Raw genomic sequence first — 15193 nt, forward strand, 5'->3', positions numbered from 1 at the left:
CTGCGGGGACCGCCCTCTCGGTTCATCCGGCGGCGGGGGGCCGGGCGCCGACGCGGGGCGCGGTGCCGAGGTGCTCGCCGACGCGTTTGACCAGGCGTGCCATCTCGTAGGCCACGAGGCCGATGTCGGCGGTCACGGCGGTGAGGAGGGCGAGGCAGGATCCGTCGCCCGCGGCGGCCACGAACAGGAAGCCCTCGTCCATCTCCACCATGGTCTGGCGGACCCCGCCGGCACCGAAGTGCCGCCCGGCTCCCTTGGCGAGGCTGTTGAAGCCCGAGGCGACCGCGGCGAGGTGCTCGGCGTCCTCGCGGCGCAGGTCGGTCGAGGCGCCCACGGCGAGGCCGTCGTTGGACAGCACCACGGCGTGCCGACTCTCGCTCACGCGGAGCACCAGATCGTCCAGCAACCAGTCGAGTTCGCCGGAGCTCCGGGCGGAATGCCTGCTCGGGTCCTGGATCATGCGGGGTCTCCTTCGCTGCTGTCGCTGCCCGTCGGACCGGGGGTGGTGGTTCCGCGGCCGGGTGGCCTGCCGCCGCCGCGCGTCCAGCCGGCGCGGTAGGCCGCCATGCGGTCCCGGACGGCCTCGGGCGTGCGTTCGTCGTCCCGGGGTGCGGGCGAGGGCGGCGGCTCTTCGGGGCGCCCGTTCCGCAGTTGGGGCGCGAGGCTGGCCTGCCGTACGCGACGTGGGAGGTCGTCGGAGTCTTCGGGCTGCTCGGGCCGGTGCAGTCGCAAGGTGGCGACTCCTGGGGGTGGGGTGTGGCTGGTGGTCTGCGGGGCGGTCGGGACGGGAGCCACCAGGGAGCGCCTGTCGGCCGGGGCGGGGAGGGCGTCGGGGGCGGCGTCGGTGACGGTGTCCTGATGCGGGATGCCGTCGGGCACGCGCGGGTGGGCGCGCTGCTCGGGCTGCCGCGCGTACACCGCTCCGCCGTGGGAACGTTCGGCTTCGCCGTGGGAATGCTCGGCTTCACTGTGGGAACGTTCCGCGGCCCCGGTGTGCAGCAGGGCGGTGGGCACCAGGACGACCGCGGTGGTGCCGCCGTACGGCGAGGTCCTCAGGTGGACCTTGACGCCGTGCCGGGCGGCGAGCCTGCTGACCACGAAGAGGCCGAGCCGGTCGCTGTCGAACAGGTCGAGCGTCTCGGACTGCTCGATGCGGCGGTTGGCTTCGGCGAGGGTCTCCTTGCCCATGCCGAGGCCGCGGTCCTCGACCTCGACGGCGTAGCCGTTGCCGACGGGTTCGCCGGTGATGCGCACGCGTGTGTGGGGCGGCGAGAACTGCGCGGCGTTCTCGATGAGCTCGGCCAGCAGGTGCGTGAGGTCGGCGACGGCCGCGCCGACGACGGCCGCCTCGGGGAGTTGCCGTACCTCCACGCGCGCGTAGTCCTCCACTTCGGATACGGCCGCGCGGACGACGTTGGTCAGGGAGACGGGCATGCGCCAGGCCCGGCCGGGGGCCGCTCCGGAGAGGATGATCAGGCTCTCGGCGTGGCGCCGCATCCGGGTGGTGAGGTGGTCGAGGCGGAACAGGTCGCTCAGTTCGTTCGGGTCGTCCGAGCGGCGTTCCATACTGTCGAGCAGGCTCAGCTGCCGGTGGACGAGGATCTGGCTGCGGCGCGCGAGGTTGACGAAGACGCCGGAGATGCCGCTGGCGAGTTCGGCGCGCTCGACAGCGGCCCGCAACGCGGCCCGGTGGACGGTGCCGAGGGCCTCGGCGACCTGTCCGGTCTCGTCCTCGGCGGCCGGTCCCGCCGGTGCCTCGGCGCGGATGTCGATCTCCTCGCCCGCGCGCAGTCTCCGCATGGCCTCGGGGAGTTTGCGCCGGGCGATCTCCAGGGCGCTGTTGCGCAGGCTCACGAGCTCCACCACGAGGCCGCGGCCGATGCGTACGGAGATGACGAGCGAGGCGGCGACGGCGGCGAGGCCGAGCAGGACGGCCGCGCCGGCCGGGGTGAGCAGTCCCCGGGTGAACGGGTCGGCCCGCTGCGCGACGCCTCGTGCGGCATCGTCCTCGACCGTGCGCATGCCGTTCAGCACGCGCGCGTGGGCGGTGTCCCAGGTGCTTCCGGGTACCGCCTCGATCGCCTTGGCACCCGGTCCGGCGGCGAGGACCTCGTCCTCGGCATCGACCAGCCCGGCGTAGGCGCTGCTGTCGGTGAGGGCGTCCCACCCGGCGCGTTCGGTGCCGCGCAGGTCGGCGACGGCCGACTCGGTCAGGGTGCGGCGCACTTCGACGGCGCCGGTGAAGAGCCGAAGCCGCTCCCCGGCCAGCGTCCCGGACGGCCGGGCACTCGCCAACAGGGCGTCCTCCCGGGCCAAAGCCTCGCCCGCGCGGGAGAATTCGAGCAGCACGCGCGCGTCAGAGCCTAGGTCGGCGTCCTGGATGCCGGTGAGGGCACCGCCGACGCCGAGGGCCTCCGAGATGGTCCGGGTGTAGCGGCTGTACGTCTCGGCCCAGCCCGCGCGCCGGTCCCGCACCTCGGTCCGCAGCGCACGCAGGTGCCCGGCACCCGTGACGAACGCCTCCAGCCGGCGGGCGACTCCGGCGGGCAGCTCCTCGCTGTCGGCGACGGTGCTGTTCTCGCCGAGCCGCAGTTTCGCGACGGCCCGGTCGGTGCGCCGGGCGAGTGCGTCCAGCTCGTCGGTCCCCACGGCGGAGGGGTCGGTGGCATGGCGTACGGCGGCCGCCCGCTCGGCCTGGAGGGCGGCGACGGCGGCGGAGACGGGGGCCCGGATCGTGGCGTCCACGCGCTGGACCTGCCGCAGCCGGGAGACGTCCTGGGCGGTGGTGACCGTGGCGTGGGCCCACAGGGCCAGGAGGGAGACGACCGGCACCATCAGCAGGCAGACGATCTTGGCGCGCACGGTGCGGGGGCGTATGTGCCAGCGCTCCGCACGCGTGGCCGCTCCGTCCGGTGCGGCCTCCGAGGGGGCCTGGCCGCCCTCGTCGGCCGGTGGTCCGGCGTGCGCGCGGCGACCGCGCACGGGCGGGGGCGGCGCCTCGGCGGCTGCCTCGGGGGTCCTACGGGGTGTACGCATGAACTCCTCGCTCGGGGGTGGTTCGGGGCGTGTCACCCCGGCTTCGGGGGGTGCCGTCCGGGCTTGAGGGGTCTGCCGACCAGGCCGACGGGCCGTCCGGAGGGCCTGTCGCCGGGAGTGCCTGTTGCCCGAAGTGCCTGTCGCCCGTCCGTCGGCGTCTGTCGGGGTCAGCGGGCGACGTTCTCGACCGGCCGCTGGGCCGACGCGGACGCCTCACGCTCTCCCGCCGTCGGCGACAGCGCGACGAAGGCGGAGGTCAGGAAGAGGTAGGACCCGAGGCCGACGGCGAGGGGGAAGACGAACTGCATCGCCGTGGCCCCGGGCAGTGCCTCCCCCGAGGGCGTCACGCGCACGCTCACCGCGAACATCCCGGTGTAGTGCATGCTGCTGACGGCCGCGCCCATGATCAGAGAGGCGATGGTGACCGCGACGGGCGACTTGATGTTGAGCGCCGCCCACAGCGCCGCCGTCGCGGCGACGACGGCGATCAGGACGGAGAGCCCGACGAGCACCGGGTCATAGGCCACGTCACCGTGCAGGCGGACGGCCGCCATGCCCAGGTAGTGCATGCTCGCGACGCCGAGGCCGGTGGTGAGCCCGCCGATCAGCAGGGCCCGGCCGCGGTCCCGGCTGTAGCCGACGGCGAAGACGCCGGCGCTGACCACGACCATGGCGACGAGCAGGCTCAGCAGGGTGAGCGGCACGTCGTAGCGGATATCGGTGCCGGCGACGCTGAAACCGAGCATGGCCACGAAGTGCATGGTCCAGATGCCGGTGCCGATCGCCGAGGCGGCGGTGATGAGCCAGTTGCGGCGCGAGCGCCCGGTGGCGGCGAGCGCGCGGACGGTGCAGCGCAGTCCTAGTGCGGCGCCGGTGCAGGCCATCACGTACGACAGCGCGGGGGTCAGCCACCCCAGGGCGGCGTGGTCCAGGTGTCCCATGGCTCCGGGACGCTAGACCCGCCAGGGGCGCGCGAAGGGAGCGCATTTCGAAAGGTGTTGGAATATGACGCAAGGATGTACCGGAACGATCGAGTCACGCTCGAACGTGTGCACTGAGGCGTCATCCGTGCCGGTGAGGAATCATGCGGTACATGAGCGACGACCAGACGCGTGTCCAGGAGTTCTTCACCGCCCGCGCCGCCGACTGGGACAGCCGGTTCCCCGACGACGGTCCGGCCTACGCGGCCGCGGTCGCCGAACTCGGACTGCGGGAGGGTGACCGGGTGCTCGACGCGGGGTGCGGCACAGGACGCGCCCTGCCTCCGCTGCGTGCCGCCGTGGGGCCGTCGGGCGTGGTGCTCGGCGCCGATCTGACCCCGGCCATGCTGCGGGAGGCCGTGCGGGCCGGACGGCACCGTGACGGGGCGTTGCTGCTCACGGACGTCGCCGCGCTGCCGCTGCGCTCGCACTCGCTGGACGCCGTGTTCGGGGCAGGGCTGATCTCGCACCTGGCGAGTCCGGCCGAGAACCTGCGCGAGCTGGCACGCGTGGTGCGACCCGGTGGCGTGCTCGCCCTGTTCCACCCGATCGGCAGGGCGGCCCTGGCCGCGCGCCACGGTCGCGCGCTCACCCCGGACGACCTGCGTGCCGAGCCCAACCTCCGGCCGCTGCTGGCCGGTTCCGGGTGGCGCATGACGTCGTACGTCGACGAGGACTCCCGCTTTCTGGCACTCGCCGTCCGCCAGGACTGAGCACTCACCGTCCGCCAGGACTGAGCACTCACCGTCCGCGAAGACCGAGCAGCCGCCGTCCGCCAAGACCGAGCAACCGCATCACCCGGCCTCCGCGTCCGGCGCCGCCACGTGCCGCACAGGACAGCCCCGGACGCCGGGCACGGGGCGCGTGCCCAGGTCGGCGAGCCGATAGCCGTCCGGGTAGCCCTTGATCTCCCAGTTCTGTCGGGCGAAGTGCGGGGCGCGCCGGGGCGGCAGCAGCCGGACGGCGCGGCCCCGCAGCCGTACCGCGCGACGCACCCACGCGCGCGTGGCGGCGCTCGGCGGCGTGTAACGGAGGGCGCACAGCAGTGAGTCGTCGAGCAGCGCGAGGGTCGTGGTGCGCAGCAGCGGCGCGAGCGGGCGCGGATACCAGGAGGACATCAGGTCCAGCGTGGCGTCCGAGACCCGCCGGGCCTGCTCGTCCCAGGCGAAGTGGGCCGCCTCGTAGTCGTCGAGGCAGGCCTCGAACTCCTCGTAGGTCTCGGGGATGTCCTTGATGCCCATGTGCCGGCCGAGCGTGCGGTAGTGAACGACGCCGGCGACGGTCTCGTGGCGCGACATCCTGCGCCACCCGTAGGCGTCGATCCACCGCTTGGGCACCACGACGAACGTGCACAGCACGTAGCGCAAGTCGTCGTCGCTGATGTCGTAGCTGCGGTGCATCTGGTTGATGCGGCGGATCGCGATCCTGCCCTGGTCGCTGCCGAAGCCGTGCTCGACCACGGCGTCCAGGAGCAGCGACGTGTCGTCGTAGCGCTTCTGCGTCCGCTGTGTGAGCTCCGCCGTCTCGGCGAGCAGCCGTCCGATGCTCGGGACCGCGTAGGTGCGGTACAGGGCCAGTTCCAGGGCGCGGGTGAAGTCCCACGGGAACTCGTACGCCACGCTCAGCCGGTAGATCTCCGTGGCCTGCCGGTACGGGTCCATTCGCCGTATCTGTTCCAGGCGCGCGAAGCGCTTCACAGTGCCCTCCCCCTTCTGTCACCGGAACTGCAACTTTACGTTGGAGTCCGGAAGATGACCGGTACGGCGGGACATCCGCACAGGGGGAAGGTGGTCAGCATGTGGGGCAAGGTCCGCAAGGCCGGAGGCAGAGTCGCTCATGCCATGCGCACGGAACCGAAGGTCGGCGGGGACAAGCGTCCGCACAATCTTTTCGAGGCGGCCGCGGCCTACGTCACGGCGGGCGCGGAGGACGACCAGGAGCGGGCCGACGAGGCGGCCGGCTGGGTGTCGCCCGAGGCGCTGTCGTTCGGGGTGAACGAGCTGGCCTGCCGGGCCGTCATCGCGCTGGCCCGGGAACGCGGCCAGTCACCCCGGACCGTTGCCCGTGAGTTGCTGGGGCTGCCCGCGGAGTGACAGACCCGGCCGGGACGGCCGATTCGCCCCCGTCCGCCGGAAAACGGCAGCTCCGCGTGTGCCTGCGGGGCCGTGACAAGGGGCTTCCGCGCACACTAGGGTGCGCGCCGGTGGACGAACCGATGGGGAGGCTGGGATGGCCGGGACGGAAGAGGACACCGTCGCCGCCGAGGACGATGCGCTTTATGTGCTCACGGCGGTGCTGCTGACGCCGGCGAAGTTCCCGAGCGTGCTGGGCGACGACTATCCGGAGGCGTGCGCGGCGCTCGGCCTCGCGCCGCTCGCCGACGGGTACGGGCTGGTGCTCGGCCAGGACGGCGACGGCGCCCGGTGGACCGTGGTCATCGACGACGTCTCCCTGGTGGCCGTCGCGATCGCCTCCTGGGACTGCGGCATGGAGTACGAACTGTCGCCCGACGAGCGCACGGTCGTCGCGGCGCTGCCCGGCTGGCCCCTCGCGGTCGCCGTCGCGGCACCCGGGGTGCCCGCGCCGCACGATCCCGGTCCGGAGGCCGACGACCGGCCTCCGCTGGCTCCGCCGGACACCACCGTCTGGGGCCCCGCCCAGCGGCGTCTGGGTGCGGACGAGATCGCGCTTCAGTGGGCGACCTGGCGGGAACAGGTCGACGACTCGGCCTTCCCGGCACCAGGGTCGTCAGCGGCACCGGGATCCTCGCCGGCACCGGGCGACGGGGGCGCTGCAGCCGACGGCCCGGGCGGAGGCGGGGAGAACGGGCAGCAGGGCCACAGCGGCATCCGGCGCGTCCTCGCGGAGGCCCGCACCTACATCGACTCGCCGCCTCCGCTGGGCCGGGTCCGGTCGTCGTTCGCGCCCGGTGACGCGCGGACACTGCGGGCCGACGGCCCCGGCTGGTCGCTCGTGGCCAGGACCGACGACATCGCCTTCGTGCTGCTCGACGAGGAACCCGGCGAGGTCCTGCCGGTGGGGCGGGGGCCGGAACTGCCGGGTCTTCTCGAAGCCCTCGACAAGATGGCCGTACGGCCGAACTGACCGGTGGGCCGAACCGAGACCGTGGGCCGTACGGACGGAGCGAGCCGGTAAGCCGTACGGCCGGAGCGAGCCGGCAGGCCGTACGGCCGGAGCGAGCCGGTGCGGTCTTCGGCCGGGCCGGTCAGCCGCGCGTCAACGGCCCAGTTCCTTGCGGGTGGCTCGGCGCAGCCTGCGCCGCTGCGAGGGGTCCAGCGTGAGATACGCGGCGGCCGGGACTCCCAGGATGATCAGGAGCGATGCCCACCAGGGCAGCCAGATCAACAGGATGAGCCCGACTGCCACACCACCTGCGGCGATCTTGGCGTTCTTGGACATGATGTCGCCTCCTTCGCGGCCACTGCCGCTCTCTGTCTCGAGAACGGGCCCGCGCTTGCGGCAGTTCCGGACCGCGACCCTGAGACATCCCTGAGGCGCTACCCTTACGCACCCCCGAGACCTCTATAGTGACCTAACTCACAGCTAAGTCATAGCCAGGGTTTACAGGAAGTGCTGTACCCTCGGCGACTCCGACTCCGCTAGTCAAATTTGAGGAATAAGCCATAGCCGAGCATCCCACTCCCCCGGCACCCTCCTCCGACTTCCCCGAACTGGCCCACCTCCACGCCGTGTTCCTGCCCGGTGACCCGGCCCGAACCGGCAGCGTCGCCTTCTGGCGACCCGACGGCGAGGCTCCGCCGACCGTGACCTCGGCGTCCGCGGCGGACCTGACCGTCGTCGTGCCCGGCGACGACGGCGTCGAGCCGCTGAGTGTGCCCGCGGTTCTGCTGCCGGTACGCGCGGCCCTGCCGGTCCTCACACGTGCGCGCGCCGAAGCCCATGGGCACCGGTCCACCGTGTTCTGGGGCGCGGCGGCCGCGCACGCCCTGCACCTCGTGGCACGCGGACTGCTGCTGCCGGGGCTGTCCCCGGGCGACCACGACGCCTGGCGGACGGGCCCGCTGCGCGCCCAGGACGTGGAGGCCGTTCGCCGCCTCGCCGCCGCCATGCCGCCCGAGGCGCACGCCGCGCCCCTGACGGGCGCCGGGCCACTGACGGGCGCCGGGCCACTGCGGCTGCCCGACCCGGAGCGGCTGCTGCGCGCCTTCCTCGACGCGGTCGCCGACGCCCTGCCCCGCACTCCCGCCGCGCCGCTGGTCGCCGGCGGCCCCGCCTACGCGTCGGCCGAGCCGGTGCGCCTGCCCGAGCAGCGCGCATGGGCCGCCGACGTCGCCGCGGGCCACGACGCGGGGGTGCGGCTGTCGCTGCGGATCGAAGCGGGCGGCCTGACGGACACGGCGGACGACGCATCGGGCGCGGTAGACGACGAAGCGGACGCCAGGGACGTCGCATCGGACGCGGTGGACGACGAAGCGGACGTGACGTTCCGGGCCGTGCTCCAGGTGCACAGCGTGAGCGATCCCGCGCTCGTGGCGGACGCCGCGGACGTCTGGTCCGGCGCCGGGGGCGAGGCCTTCGGCCCGCGCGCGCGGATGGACGCGCTGCTCGCCCTGCGCCGCGCGGCCCGGGCCTGGGCGCCGCTGACGCCCCTGCTGTCGGCGACCGTGCCGGACGCGGTCGAGCTCGCCGACGAGGAGGTCACCGAGCTGCTCGGCACGGGCGCCCGGGCGCTGGCGGCCGCCGGCGTGGACGTGCACTGGCCGAAGGGACTGACCCGCGAGCTCACCACGCGCGCGGAGGTGGGCCCTCCCGACGACGAGCCGGAGTCCGGCACGTCCTTCGCGGCCATGCCGTCGTTCCTGTCCGCCGACGCGCTGCTCGCCTTCGACTGGTCGTTCGCGCTGGGCGACCGGCGGCTGAGCCGCGAGGAGCTGGACCGGCTCGCCGAGGCCAAACGCCCCGTGGTCCGGCTGCGCGACCAGTGGGTCCTCATCGACCCTCAGGAGGTGCGCCTGGCCCGCTCCCGGCAGGACCACAAGGTGACGCCGGTGGACGCGCTGGGCGCGGCCCTGACGGGCTGGGCGGAAGTGGACGGCCACCGGGTCGAGGTGCGGCCCACCGGGTGGCTGGCTGCCCTGCGGGAGCGGCTCGCGGACCCCGAGGCGCAGCAGCCCGTGGAGCAGCCGGCGGCCCTCGCCGCCACCCTGCGGGACTACCAGCGGCGAGGCCTGAACTGGCTCGCGGGTATGACCTCGCTGGGTCTCGGCTGCTGCCTCGCCGACGACATGGGACTCGGCAAGACGATCACGCTGATCGCCCTGCACCTGCACCGGCAGACCGACGCCCGGTCCGCCGGGCCCACCCTGGTGGTCTGCCCGACGTCCCTGATGGGCAACTGGCAGCGGGAGATCGAGCGGTTCGCCCCCGGCACACCCGTGCGGCGCTTCCACGGCGCGCGGCGCGGCCTCGACGGCCTGGCCGACGGGGAGTTCGTGCTCACCACGTACGGCACGATGCGCCTGGACGCGCCCCGGCTCGCCGAGGTGCCGTGGGGCATGCTCGTGGCGGACGAGGCCCAGCACGTGAAGAACCCGCACTCCTCGACCGCGCGGGCCCTGCGTTCGATCGGCGCTCGCGCGCGTGTGGCGCTCACCGGAACCCCGGTGGAGAACAACCTGTCGGAGCTGTGGGCGATCCTCGACTGGACCACGCCGGGGCTGCTAGGCCGCCTCGGCACCTTCCGCAGGCGGTACGCGGAGGCCGTCGAGGGTGGTCAGGACCCGGCCGCCGCGGACCGGCTGGCCCGGCTCGTGCGGCCGTTCCTGCTCCGACGCCGCAAGTCGGACCCGGGGATCGCGCCCGAGTTGCCGCCGAAGACGGAGACCGATCACGCCGTGTCGCTCACCCAGGAGCAGGCGGCCCTGTACGAGGCCGTGGTGCGCGAGGCGCTCGCGGAGATCTCCGGCGCGGACAGCATGGCCCGGCGCGGACTGATCGTGAAGCTGCTGACCGGACTCAAGCAGGTCTGCAACCACCCGGCGCAGTACCTCAAGGAGGAACGGCCGGTGATCGCCGGACGCTCCGGGAAGCTGGACCTGCTGGACGAACTGCTCGACACGATCCTCGCCGAGGAGGCGGGCGTGCTCGTCTTCACGCAGTACGTGCAGATGGCCCGCCTCCTCGAACGCCACCTGGCCGCCCGCGGCACGCCCTCGCAGTTCCTGCACGGCGGGACGCCCGTCGCCCAACGCGAAGCCATGGTGCGGCGCTTCCAGGACGGTGAAGTGCCCGTGTTCCTGCTGTCGCTGAAAGCGGCGGGCACCGGCCTGAACCTCACCCGGGCCGAGCACGTCGTGCACTACGACCGCTGGTGGAACCCGGCCGTCGAGGCCCAGGCGACCGACCGCGCCTACCGCATCGGCCAGACCCGGCCCGTGCAGGTGCACCGGATCGTCGCCGAGGGAACCATCGAGGACCGCATCGCCGAACTGCTGGCCCGCAAACGGGAGCTGGCCGACGCGGTCCTCGGCTCCGGCGAGGCCGCCCTGACGGAGCTGACGGACGCGGAACTGGCGAACCTGGTCGAACTGCGAGGGGGCCTGCGATGACTCGGCACGACAGTGACACGGAGCGTACGTTCGCCGCGCTGCCGCCCGCGCAGGGGAGGGGCTTCGCACAGACCTGGTGGGGTCAGGCGTGGCTGAAAGCGCTGGAGGACACGGCACTGGACCTGGCGCAGCTCAGGACGGGCCGTCGGCTCGCGCGCGCGGGAGCGGTCGGCGCGGTGTCGGTGCGCCCGGGGCGGCTCACAGCCGTCGTCCAGGACCGCGACCGCACGGCACACCGGGCCGACGTCCTGCTGGAGGAGCTCTCGCCCGGACAGTGGGACCAATTCCTGGACATGGCCGTGGAGCGGGCCGGTCATGTGGCGGCGCTGCTGGACCGTGAGATGCCGCCGCACCTGGTCGAGGACGCGGCGGCCGCCGGCATGGAACTGCTGCCGGGCCTGGGCGATCTGGAGCCGGAGTGCGACTGCGGAGCCTGGGACCACTGCGGGCATACGGCGGCACTCTGCTACCAGGTGGCACGCCTGCTGGACCAGGATCCGTTCGTCCTGCTCCTGATGCGCGGACGCGACGAAGCCACCCTGCTGAACGCTCTCCAGTCGCGCAGCGGCGCCTCCGCCACGGGGCGTTCCGGTCAGGAGGGGGTGGACGCGGCCGAGGCGTACGCGGCCGGCGACATCCTGCCTCCGCTGCCGCCCCTTCCCGAACTCCTCGACGAGCCGGGACTGCCGCCGTCCCTGGACACCGAGACACCTCCCGCCCCGGGCATCGACCCGGCCGCGCTGGAGTTCCTGGCCGCGCGGACCGCCGTACAGGCCCACCGCATGCTCGCCGAGTCATTCCGGGGCACGGCCGAAGGGCACCCTTCAGGTGCGGAGTTGACCGTCTCGGAAGACGCTGTACGGCTGGCCGCGGGCGACCCCGGGCAGGAGGTGGCGGACCGTCTCGCCGACGGGTCGGGACGCGGCCGGGAGGGGCTGGCAGCGGCGGTCCGTGCCTGGCGCCACGGCGGTACGGCCGCGTTGGCCGTGCTCGACGAGGAGTGGACGGCGCAGGGCGAGACGCTCGCACGCGCGCGTGCCGCCCTGGAGTCGGCCTGGGACGCGGACGAGCGCCCGGAGCTGCGGGTGCGGGGCAACCACTGGACGGTCGCCGGCGCCCCGGTCCAGCTGCGCCTCGGCCGGGACGGCCGGTGGTGGCCGTACCACAAGGAGCGCGGCCGCTGGCTGCCCTCGGGAGGGGCCGCACAGGATCCGGCGACGGCACTGACGTCGGCGGAGCTCGCCGCCGGTGACGAGGCCGCTGCGGGCTCAGGGAAGTGACTCGCCGGCGTCCAGGGACGGCAGGAGCGATTCGAATCCACTCGGCAGATCGCTCGGCAGCTGGCTCGGGAAGCCCGACGGCAGCCGGGTCGGCAGGTCGCTGGGCAACTCGGTGGGCAACTGGCTGGGCAGCCTCGTGGGGATACCGAAGGACGGAGCGGGGGTGCTGCTCGTGCTCTCGGCGGGCGGCTCCCGGTCCCGCGAGTCGTCGCTTCCCCTGGCCATCAGCACCACGACGGACACGGCTGCGACGGCCACGAGCACGGCAAGCAGGAGGAGCAGAGGGTTCCGGCGCCGGGGAGGCCCGGGCGGATGCGGCGGTACGGGCGGCATGGCCATACCACCCAGCGTCGCCGCGCACCGCTCAACGCGGGAGGGGCGCACGGAAGTTGCTACGGGCTCATGGCGTGGATCGCACGATTCCGGAGCATTACGGACGGCGATTCCGGAGCATTACGGACCGTGATTCCGGAGCATTGAGGTCCCGTTGGCCGGTCACACACCCCGCGACCGGCCCACGGACCCGCACACGCGGGTGACAACGACCCCGCACGCGCGCGTGCGCTCAGCCACGCGCTCCCAGCAGGTGGTCCATCGCCAGCTGGTCCAGACGCTCGAAGGCCATGCCGCGGGCGGCGGCCGCGTCGACGTCGAAGGCCTCGAAGGCCGAGCGGTCGGCGAGCAGGGCCTGCAGGCCGTCCGCGGCGGTGGGCTGTGCCAGTTCGTCCAGGCGGGCCGCGCTCAGGGCCTCCTGGACCTCGGGGTCGGCGCGGAAGGCGGCGGCGCGCTCCTTGAGGATGAGGTAGTTGCGCATGCAGCCGGCCGCCGAGGCCCACACCCCGTCGAGGTCCTCGGTCCGCGGGGGCTTGAAGTCGAAGTGCCGAGGACCGGCGTAGCCGGCCGACTCCAGCAGGTCGACCAGCCAGAACGCGGCGCGCAGGTCACCGGCGCCGAAGCGCAGGTCCTGGTCGTACTTGATGCCGGACTGGCCGTTGAGGTCGATGTGGAAGAGCTTGCCCGCCCACAGCGCCTGCGCGATGCCGTGCGGGAAGTTCAACCCGGCCATCTGCTCGTGCCCGACCTCGGGGTTGACGCCGTACAGCTCCGGCCGCTCCAGGCGCTCGATGAACGCCAGGGCGTGGCCGACCGTGGGCAGCAGGATGTCGCCGCGCGGCTCGTTCGGCTTGGGCTCGATCGCGAAGCGCAGGTCGTAGCCCTGGGAGGTGACGTACTCGCCGAGCAGGTCGAAGGCCTCCTTCATCCGGTCCAGGGCGGCGCGGACGTCCTTGGCGGCGCCCGACTCGGCACCTTCCCGGCCGCCCCAGGCCACGTACACCTGGGCGCCGAGCTCGGCGGCGAGGTCGATGTTGCGGATGGTCTTGCGCAGCGCGTAGCGGCGCACGTCGCGGTCGTTGGCCGTGAAGGCGCCGTCCTTGAAGACCGGGTGCGTGAAGAGGTTGGTGGTGGCCATCGGGACCTTCATGCCCGTGGCGTCCAGCGCCTGCCGGAAGCGCTTGATGTGGGCCTCGCGCTCGGTGTCGCTCGAGCCGAACGGGATCAGGTCGTCGTCGTGGAAGGTGACGCCGTGGGCGCCGAGCTCGGCCAGTCGCTGCACCGTCTCGACCGGGTCGAGGGCACGCCGCGTGGCGTCGCCGAAGGGATCCCGTCCCTGCCAGCCGACGGTCCACAGTCCGAAGGTGAACCTGTCCTCGGGGGTGGGCTGGTAGCTCATGCCGCGGCTCCTTGGTCGCTCAGGCTATTTCGTCATGCCGATTTACAAATTAGTATGCGAGCACCTTCCTGGGAAGAGACAAGGTGTCTCGGGACGAGAGCAGAGGGAGAAACCCGATGTCAGCAGCCGAGGGTCCGCTCGTCGTCGGCGTGGACTCGTCCACCCAGTCCACCAAGGCGCTGGTCGTCGACGCGTCGACCGGACGGGTCGTCGCGAGCGGCCAGGCGCCGCACACGGTCTCCTCGGGAGCCGGGCGCGAGAGCGACCCGCGTCAGTGGTGGGAGGCGTTGTGCGAGGCCCTGCGCCAGTGCGGCGACGCGGCGCACGAGGCCGCCGCGGTGTCGGTCGGCGGACAGCAGCACGGCCTGGTCACGCTGGACGAGCGGGGCGAGCCGGTGCGCCCGGCGCTCCTGTGGAACGACGTGCGCTCGGCGCCGCAGGCACGTCGGCTGACCGAGGAACTGGGCGGCGCCAAGTTCTGGGCCGAACGCACCGGCAGCGTGCCCGCCGCCTCCTTCACGGTCACCAAGTGGGCCTGGCTGGCCGAGCACGAGCCGGAGGCAGCGCGCGCTACGAAGGCCGTGCGCCTCCCCCACGACTACCTGACCGAGCGGCTCACCGGGCAGGGCACGACCGACCGCGGCGACGTCTCGGGGACGGGCTGGTGGGCCTCCGGGACGGAAGGCTACGACGAGGAGATCCTGGCGCACGTGGGGCTCGACCCCGCCCTGCTGCCCCGTGTGGTCCGGCCCGGCGAGGTGGCGGGCACGGTGCGCGACAGCCATGATCTGCCGTTCTCCAAGGGCACCCTGGTCGCCCCGGGCACCGGCGACAACGCCGCAGCGGCGCTGGGCCTCGGGGTGCGTCCGGGCATGCCGGTGATGAGCCTCGGCACCTCGGGCACGGTGTACGCGGTGTCGCAGCGGCGGCCCGCCGACCCGAGCGGCACGGTGGCCGGTTTCGCCGACGCCCGCGGTGACTGGCTGCCGCTGGCCTGCACCCTGAACTGCACGCTCGCCGTCGACCGCGTGGCGACGCTGCTGGGCCTGGACCGCGAGGCCGTCGAACCCGGCACGGCCGTCACGCTGCTGCCCTTCCTGGACGGCGAACGCACCCCGAACCTGCCGAACGCCTCCGGGCTGCTGCACGGCCTGCGCCACGACACGACCGCCGGCCAGCTGCTCCAGGCCGCCTACGACGGTGCCGTGCACTCCCTGCTCGGCGCGCTCGACCTGGTCCTCGACGAGGACGCGGACCCCTCGGCGCCCCTGCTGCTGATCGGCGGCGGTGCCCGGGGCACGGCCTGGCAGCAGACCGTCCTGCGACTGTCGGGACGTCCCGTGCAGGTGCCCGAGGCGAAGGAACTGGTGGCGCTCGGCGCCGCCGCGCAGGCGGCCGGTGTGTTGACCGGGGAGGACCCGGCGGCGGTCGCCAGGCGCTGGAACACCGCGGCCGGGCCGGTGCTCGACCCCGTCGAGCGGGACGAGGAGACGCTGGCCAGGATCGCCGGGGTACTCTCCGACGCGGCCCCGCTGCTGGAGCGGCCCACGGACACCCACTGAGGACTGGCGTCAG

General features: G+C 73.5%; 13 protein-coding genes. 6 read left to right on the top strand and 7 right to left on the bottom strand.

The genetic code is table 11. The features are described 5' to 3' along the window. Positions 1-22: 22 nt before the first annotated feature. The 3 genes from ABZ192_RS08255 to ABZ192_RS08265 form a co-directional block, all read right to left on the bottom strand. Complete coding sequence (locus ABZ192_RS08255) at positions 23-460, bottom strand: roadblock/LC7 domain-containing protein (protein ID WP_356923719.1); 438 nt, start codon at positions 458-460, stop codon at positions 23-25. Continuing rightward, positions 457-3036 carry a nitrate- and nitrite sensing domain-containing protein gene (locus ABZ192_RS08260; RefSeq protein ID WP_356923720.1) on the bottom strand — a complete coding sequence of 860 codons (2580 nt, stop codon included), beginning with the start codon at positions 3034-3036 and terminating at the stop codon, positions 457-459. The genes ABZ192_RS08255 and ABZ192_RS08260 overlap by 4 nt, the downstream gene beginning before the upstream one ends. 167 nt (positions 3037-3203) lie before the next feature. Beyond that, a complete protein-coding gene (locus ABZ192_RS08265) occupies positions 3204-3977 on the bottom strand; it encodes an MHYT domain-containing protein (RefSeq protein ID WP_356923721.1) in 774 nt (257 codons plus the stop codon). Positions 3978-4129: 152 nt separating this feature from the next. Between ABZ192_RS08265 and ABZ192_RS08270 the strand changes: the two genes are divergently transcribed. Further along, positions 4130-4729 (top strand): class I SAM-dependent methyltransferase, encoded by a 600-nt coding sequence (locus tag ABZ192_RS08270; protein WP_356923722.1) that lies wholly within the window; start codon positions 4130-4132, stop codon positions 4727-4729. Positions 4730-4810: 81 nt separating this feature from the next. Here the strand turns inward: ABZ192_RS08270 and ABZ192_RS08275 are convergent, their stop codons facing one another. After that, entirely contained in the window at positions 4811-5713 is a 903-nt protein-coding gene (locus ABZ192_RS08275) for an oxygenase MpaB family protein (RefSeq protein WP_356923723.1), read from the bottom strand. Between the two features lie 99 nt (positions 5714-5812). Between ABZ192_RS08275 and ABZ192_RS08280 the strand changes: the two genes are divergently transcribed. Then, positions 5813-6109, top strand: coding sequence for a hypothetical protein (locus ABZ192_RS08280; protein WP_356923724.1), 297 nt, complete (start codon positions 5813-5815; stop codon positions 6107-6109). Positions 6110-6245: 136 nt separating this feature from the next. Continuing rightward, positions 6246-7121 (top strand): hypothetical protein, encoded by an 876-nt coding sequence (locus ABZ192_RS08285; protein ID WP_356923725.1) that lies wholly within the window; start codon positions 6246-6248, stop codon positions 7119-7121. Between the two features lie 132 nt (positions 7122-7253). Here the strand turns inward: ABZ192_RS08285 and ABZ192_RS08290 are convergent, their stop codons facing one another. Beyond that, positions 7254-7436: a hypothetical protein gene (locus tag ABZ192_RS08290; RefSeq protein WP_010040978.1), complete on the bottom strand. Its 183-nt coding sequence runs from the start codon at positions 7434-7436 to the stop codon at positions 7254-7256. A gap of 290 nt (positions 7437-7726) precedes the next feature. On the opposite strand from ABZ192_RS08290, the gene ABZ192_RS08295 reads away from it, so the two are divergent. Next, on the top strand, positions 7727-10606 hold the full coding sequence (locus ABZ192_RS08295; RefSeq protein WP_356923726.1) for a DEAD/DEAH box helicase: 2880 nt from the start codon (positions 7727-7729) through the stop codon (positions 10604-10606). Beyond that, the gene (locus ABZ192_RS08300) at positions 10603-11886 is read left to right on the top strand and encodes an SWF or SNF family helicase (protein ID WP_356923727.1); all 1284 of its coding nucleotides are present in this window, start codon (positions 10603-10605) and stop codon (positions 11884-11886) included. Before ABZ192_RS08295 ends, ABZ192_RS08300 begins: the two co-directional genes overlap by 4 nt. On the opposite strand, the gene ABZ192_RS08305 is transcribed toward ABZ192_RS08300, so the two are convergent. Then, positions 11875-12225, bottom strand: a complete 351-nt coding sequence (locus tag ABZ192_RS08305; RefSeq protein WP_356923728.1) for a hypothetical protein — start codon at positions 12223-12225, stop codon at positions 11875-11877. The two genes, ABZ192_RS08300 and ABZ192_RS08305, sit on opposite strands and share 12 nt — an antisense overlap. Before the next feature lie 226 nt (positions 12226-12451). Continuing rightward, complete coding sequence (gene xylA, locus ABZ192_RS08310; protein WP_356923729.1) at positions 12452-13618, bottom strand: xylose isomerase; 1167 nt, start codon at positions 13616-13618, stop codon at positions 12452-12454. Positions 13619-13734: 116 nt separating this feature from the next. Here xylA and xylB point away from each other — a divergent pair, with 116 nt between their 5' ends. Then, positions 13735-15180, top strand: a complete 1446-nt coding sequence (xylB, locus tag ABZ192_RS08315) for a xylulokinase (protein WP_356923730.1) — start codon at positions 13735-13737, stop codon at positions 15178-15180. The last annotated feature ends 13 nt before the right edge of the window (positions 15181-15193 follow it).

Origin of the sequence: Streptomyces sp. NPDC006235 (assembly GCF_040613735.1) — a bacterium.
Taxonomy (GTDB): domain Bacteria; phylum Actinomycetota; class Actinomycetes; order Streptomycetales; family Streptomycetaceae; genus Streptomyces.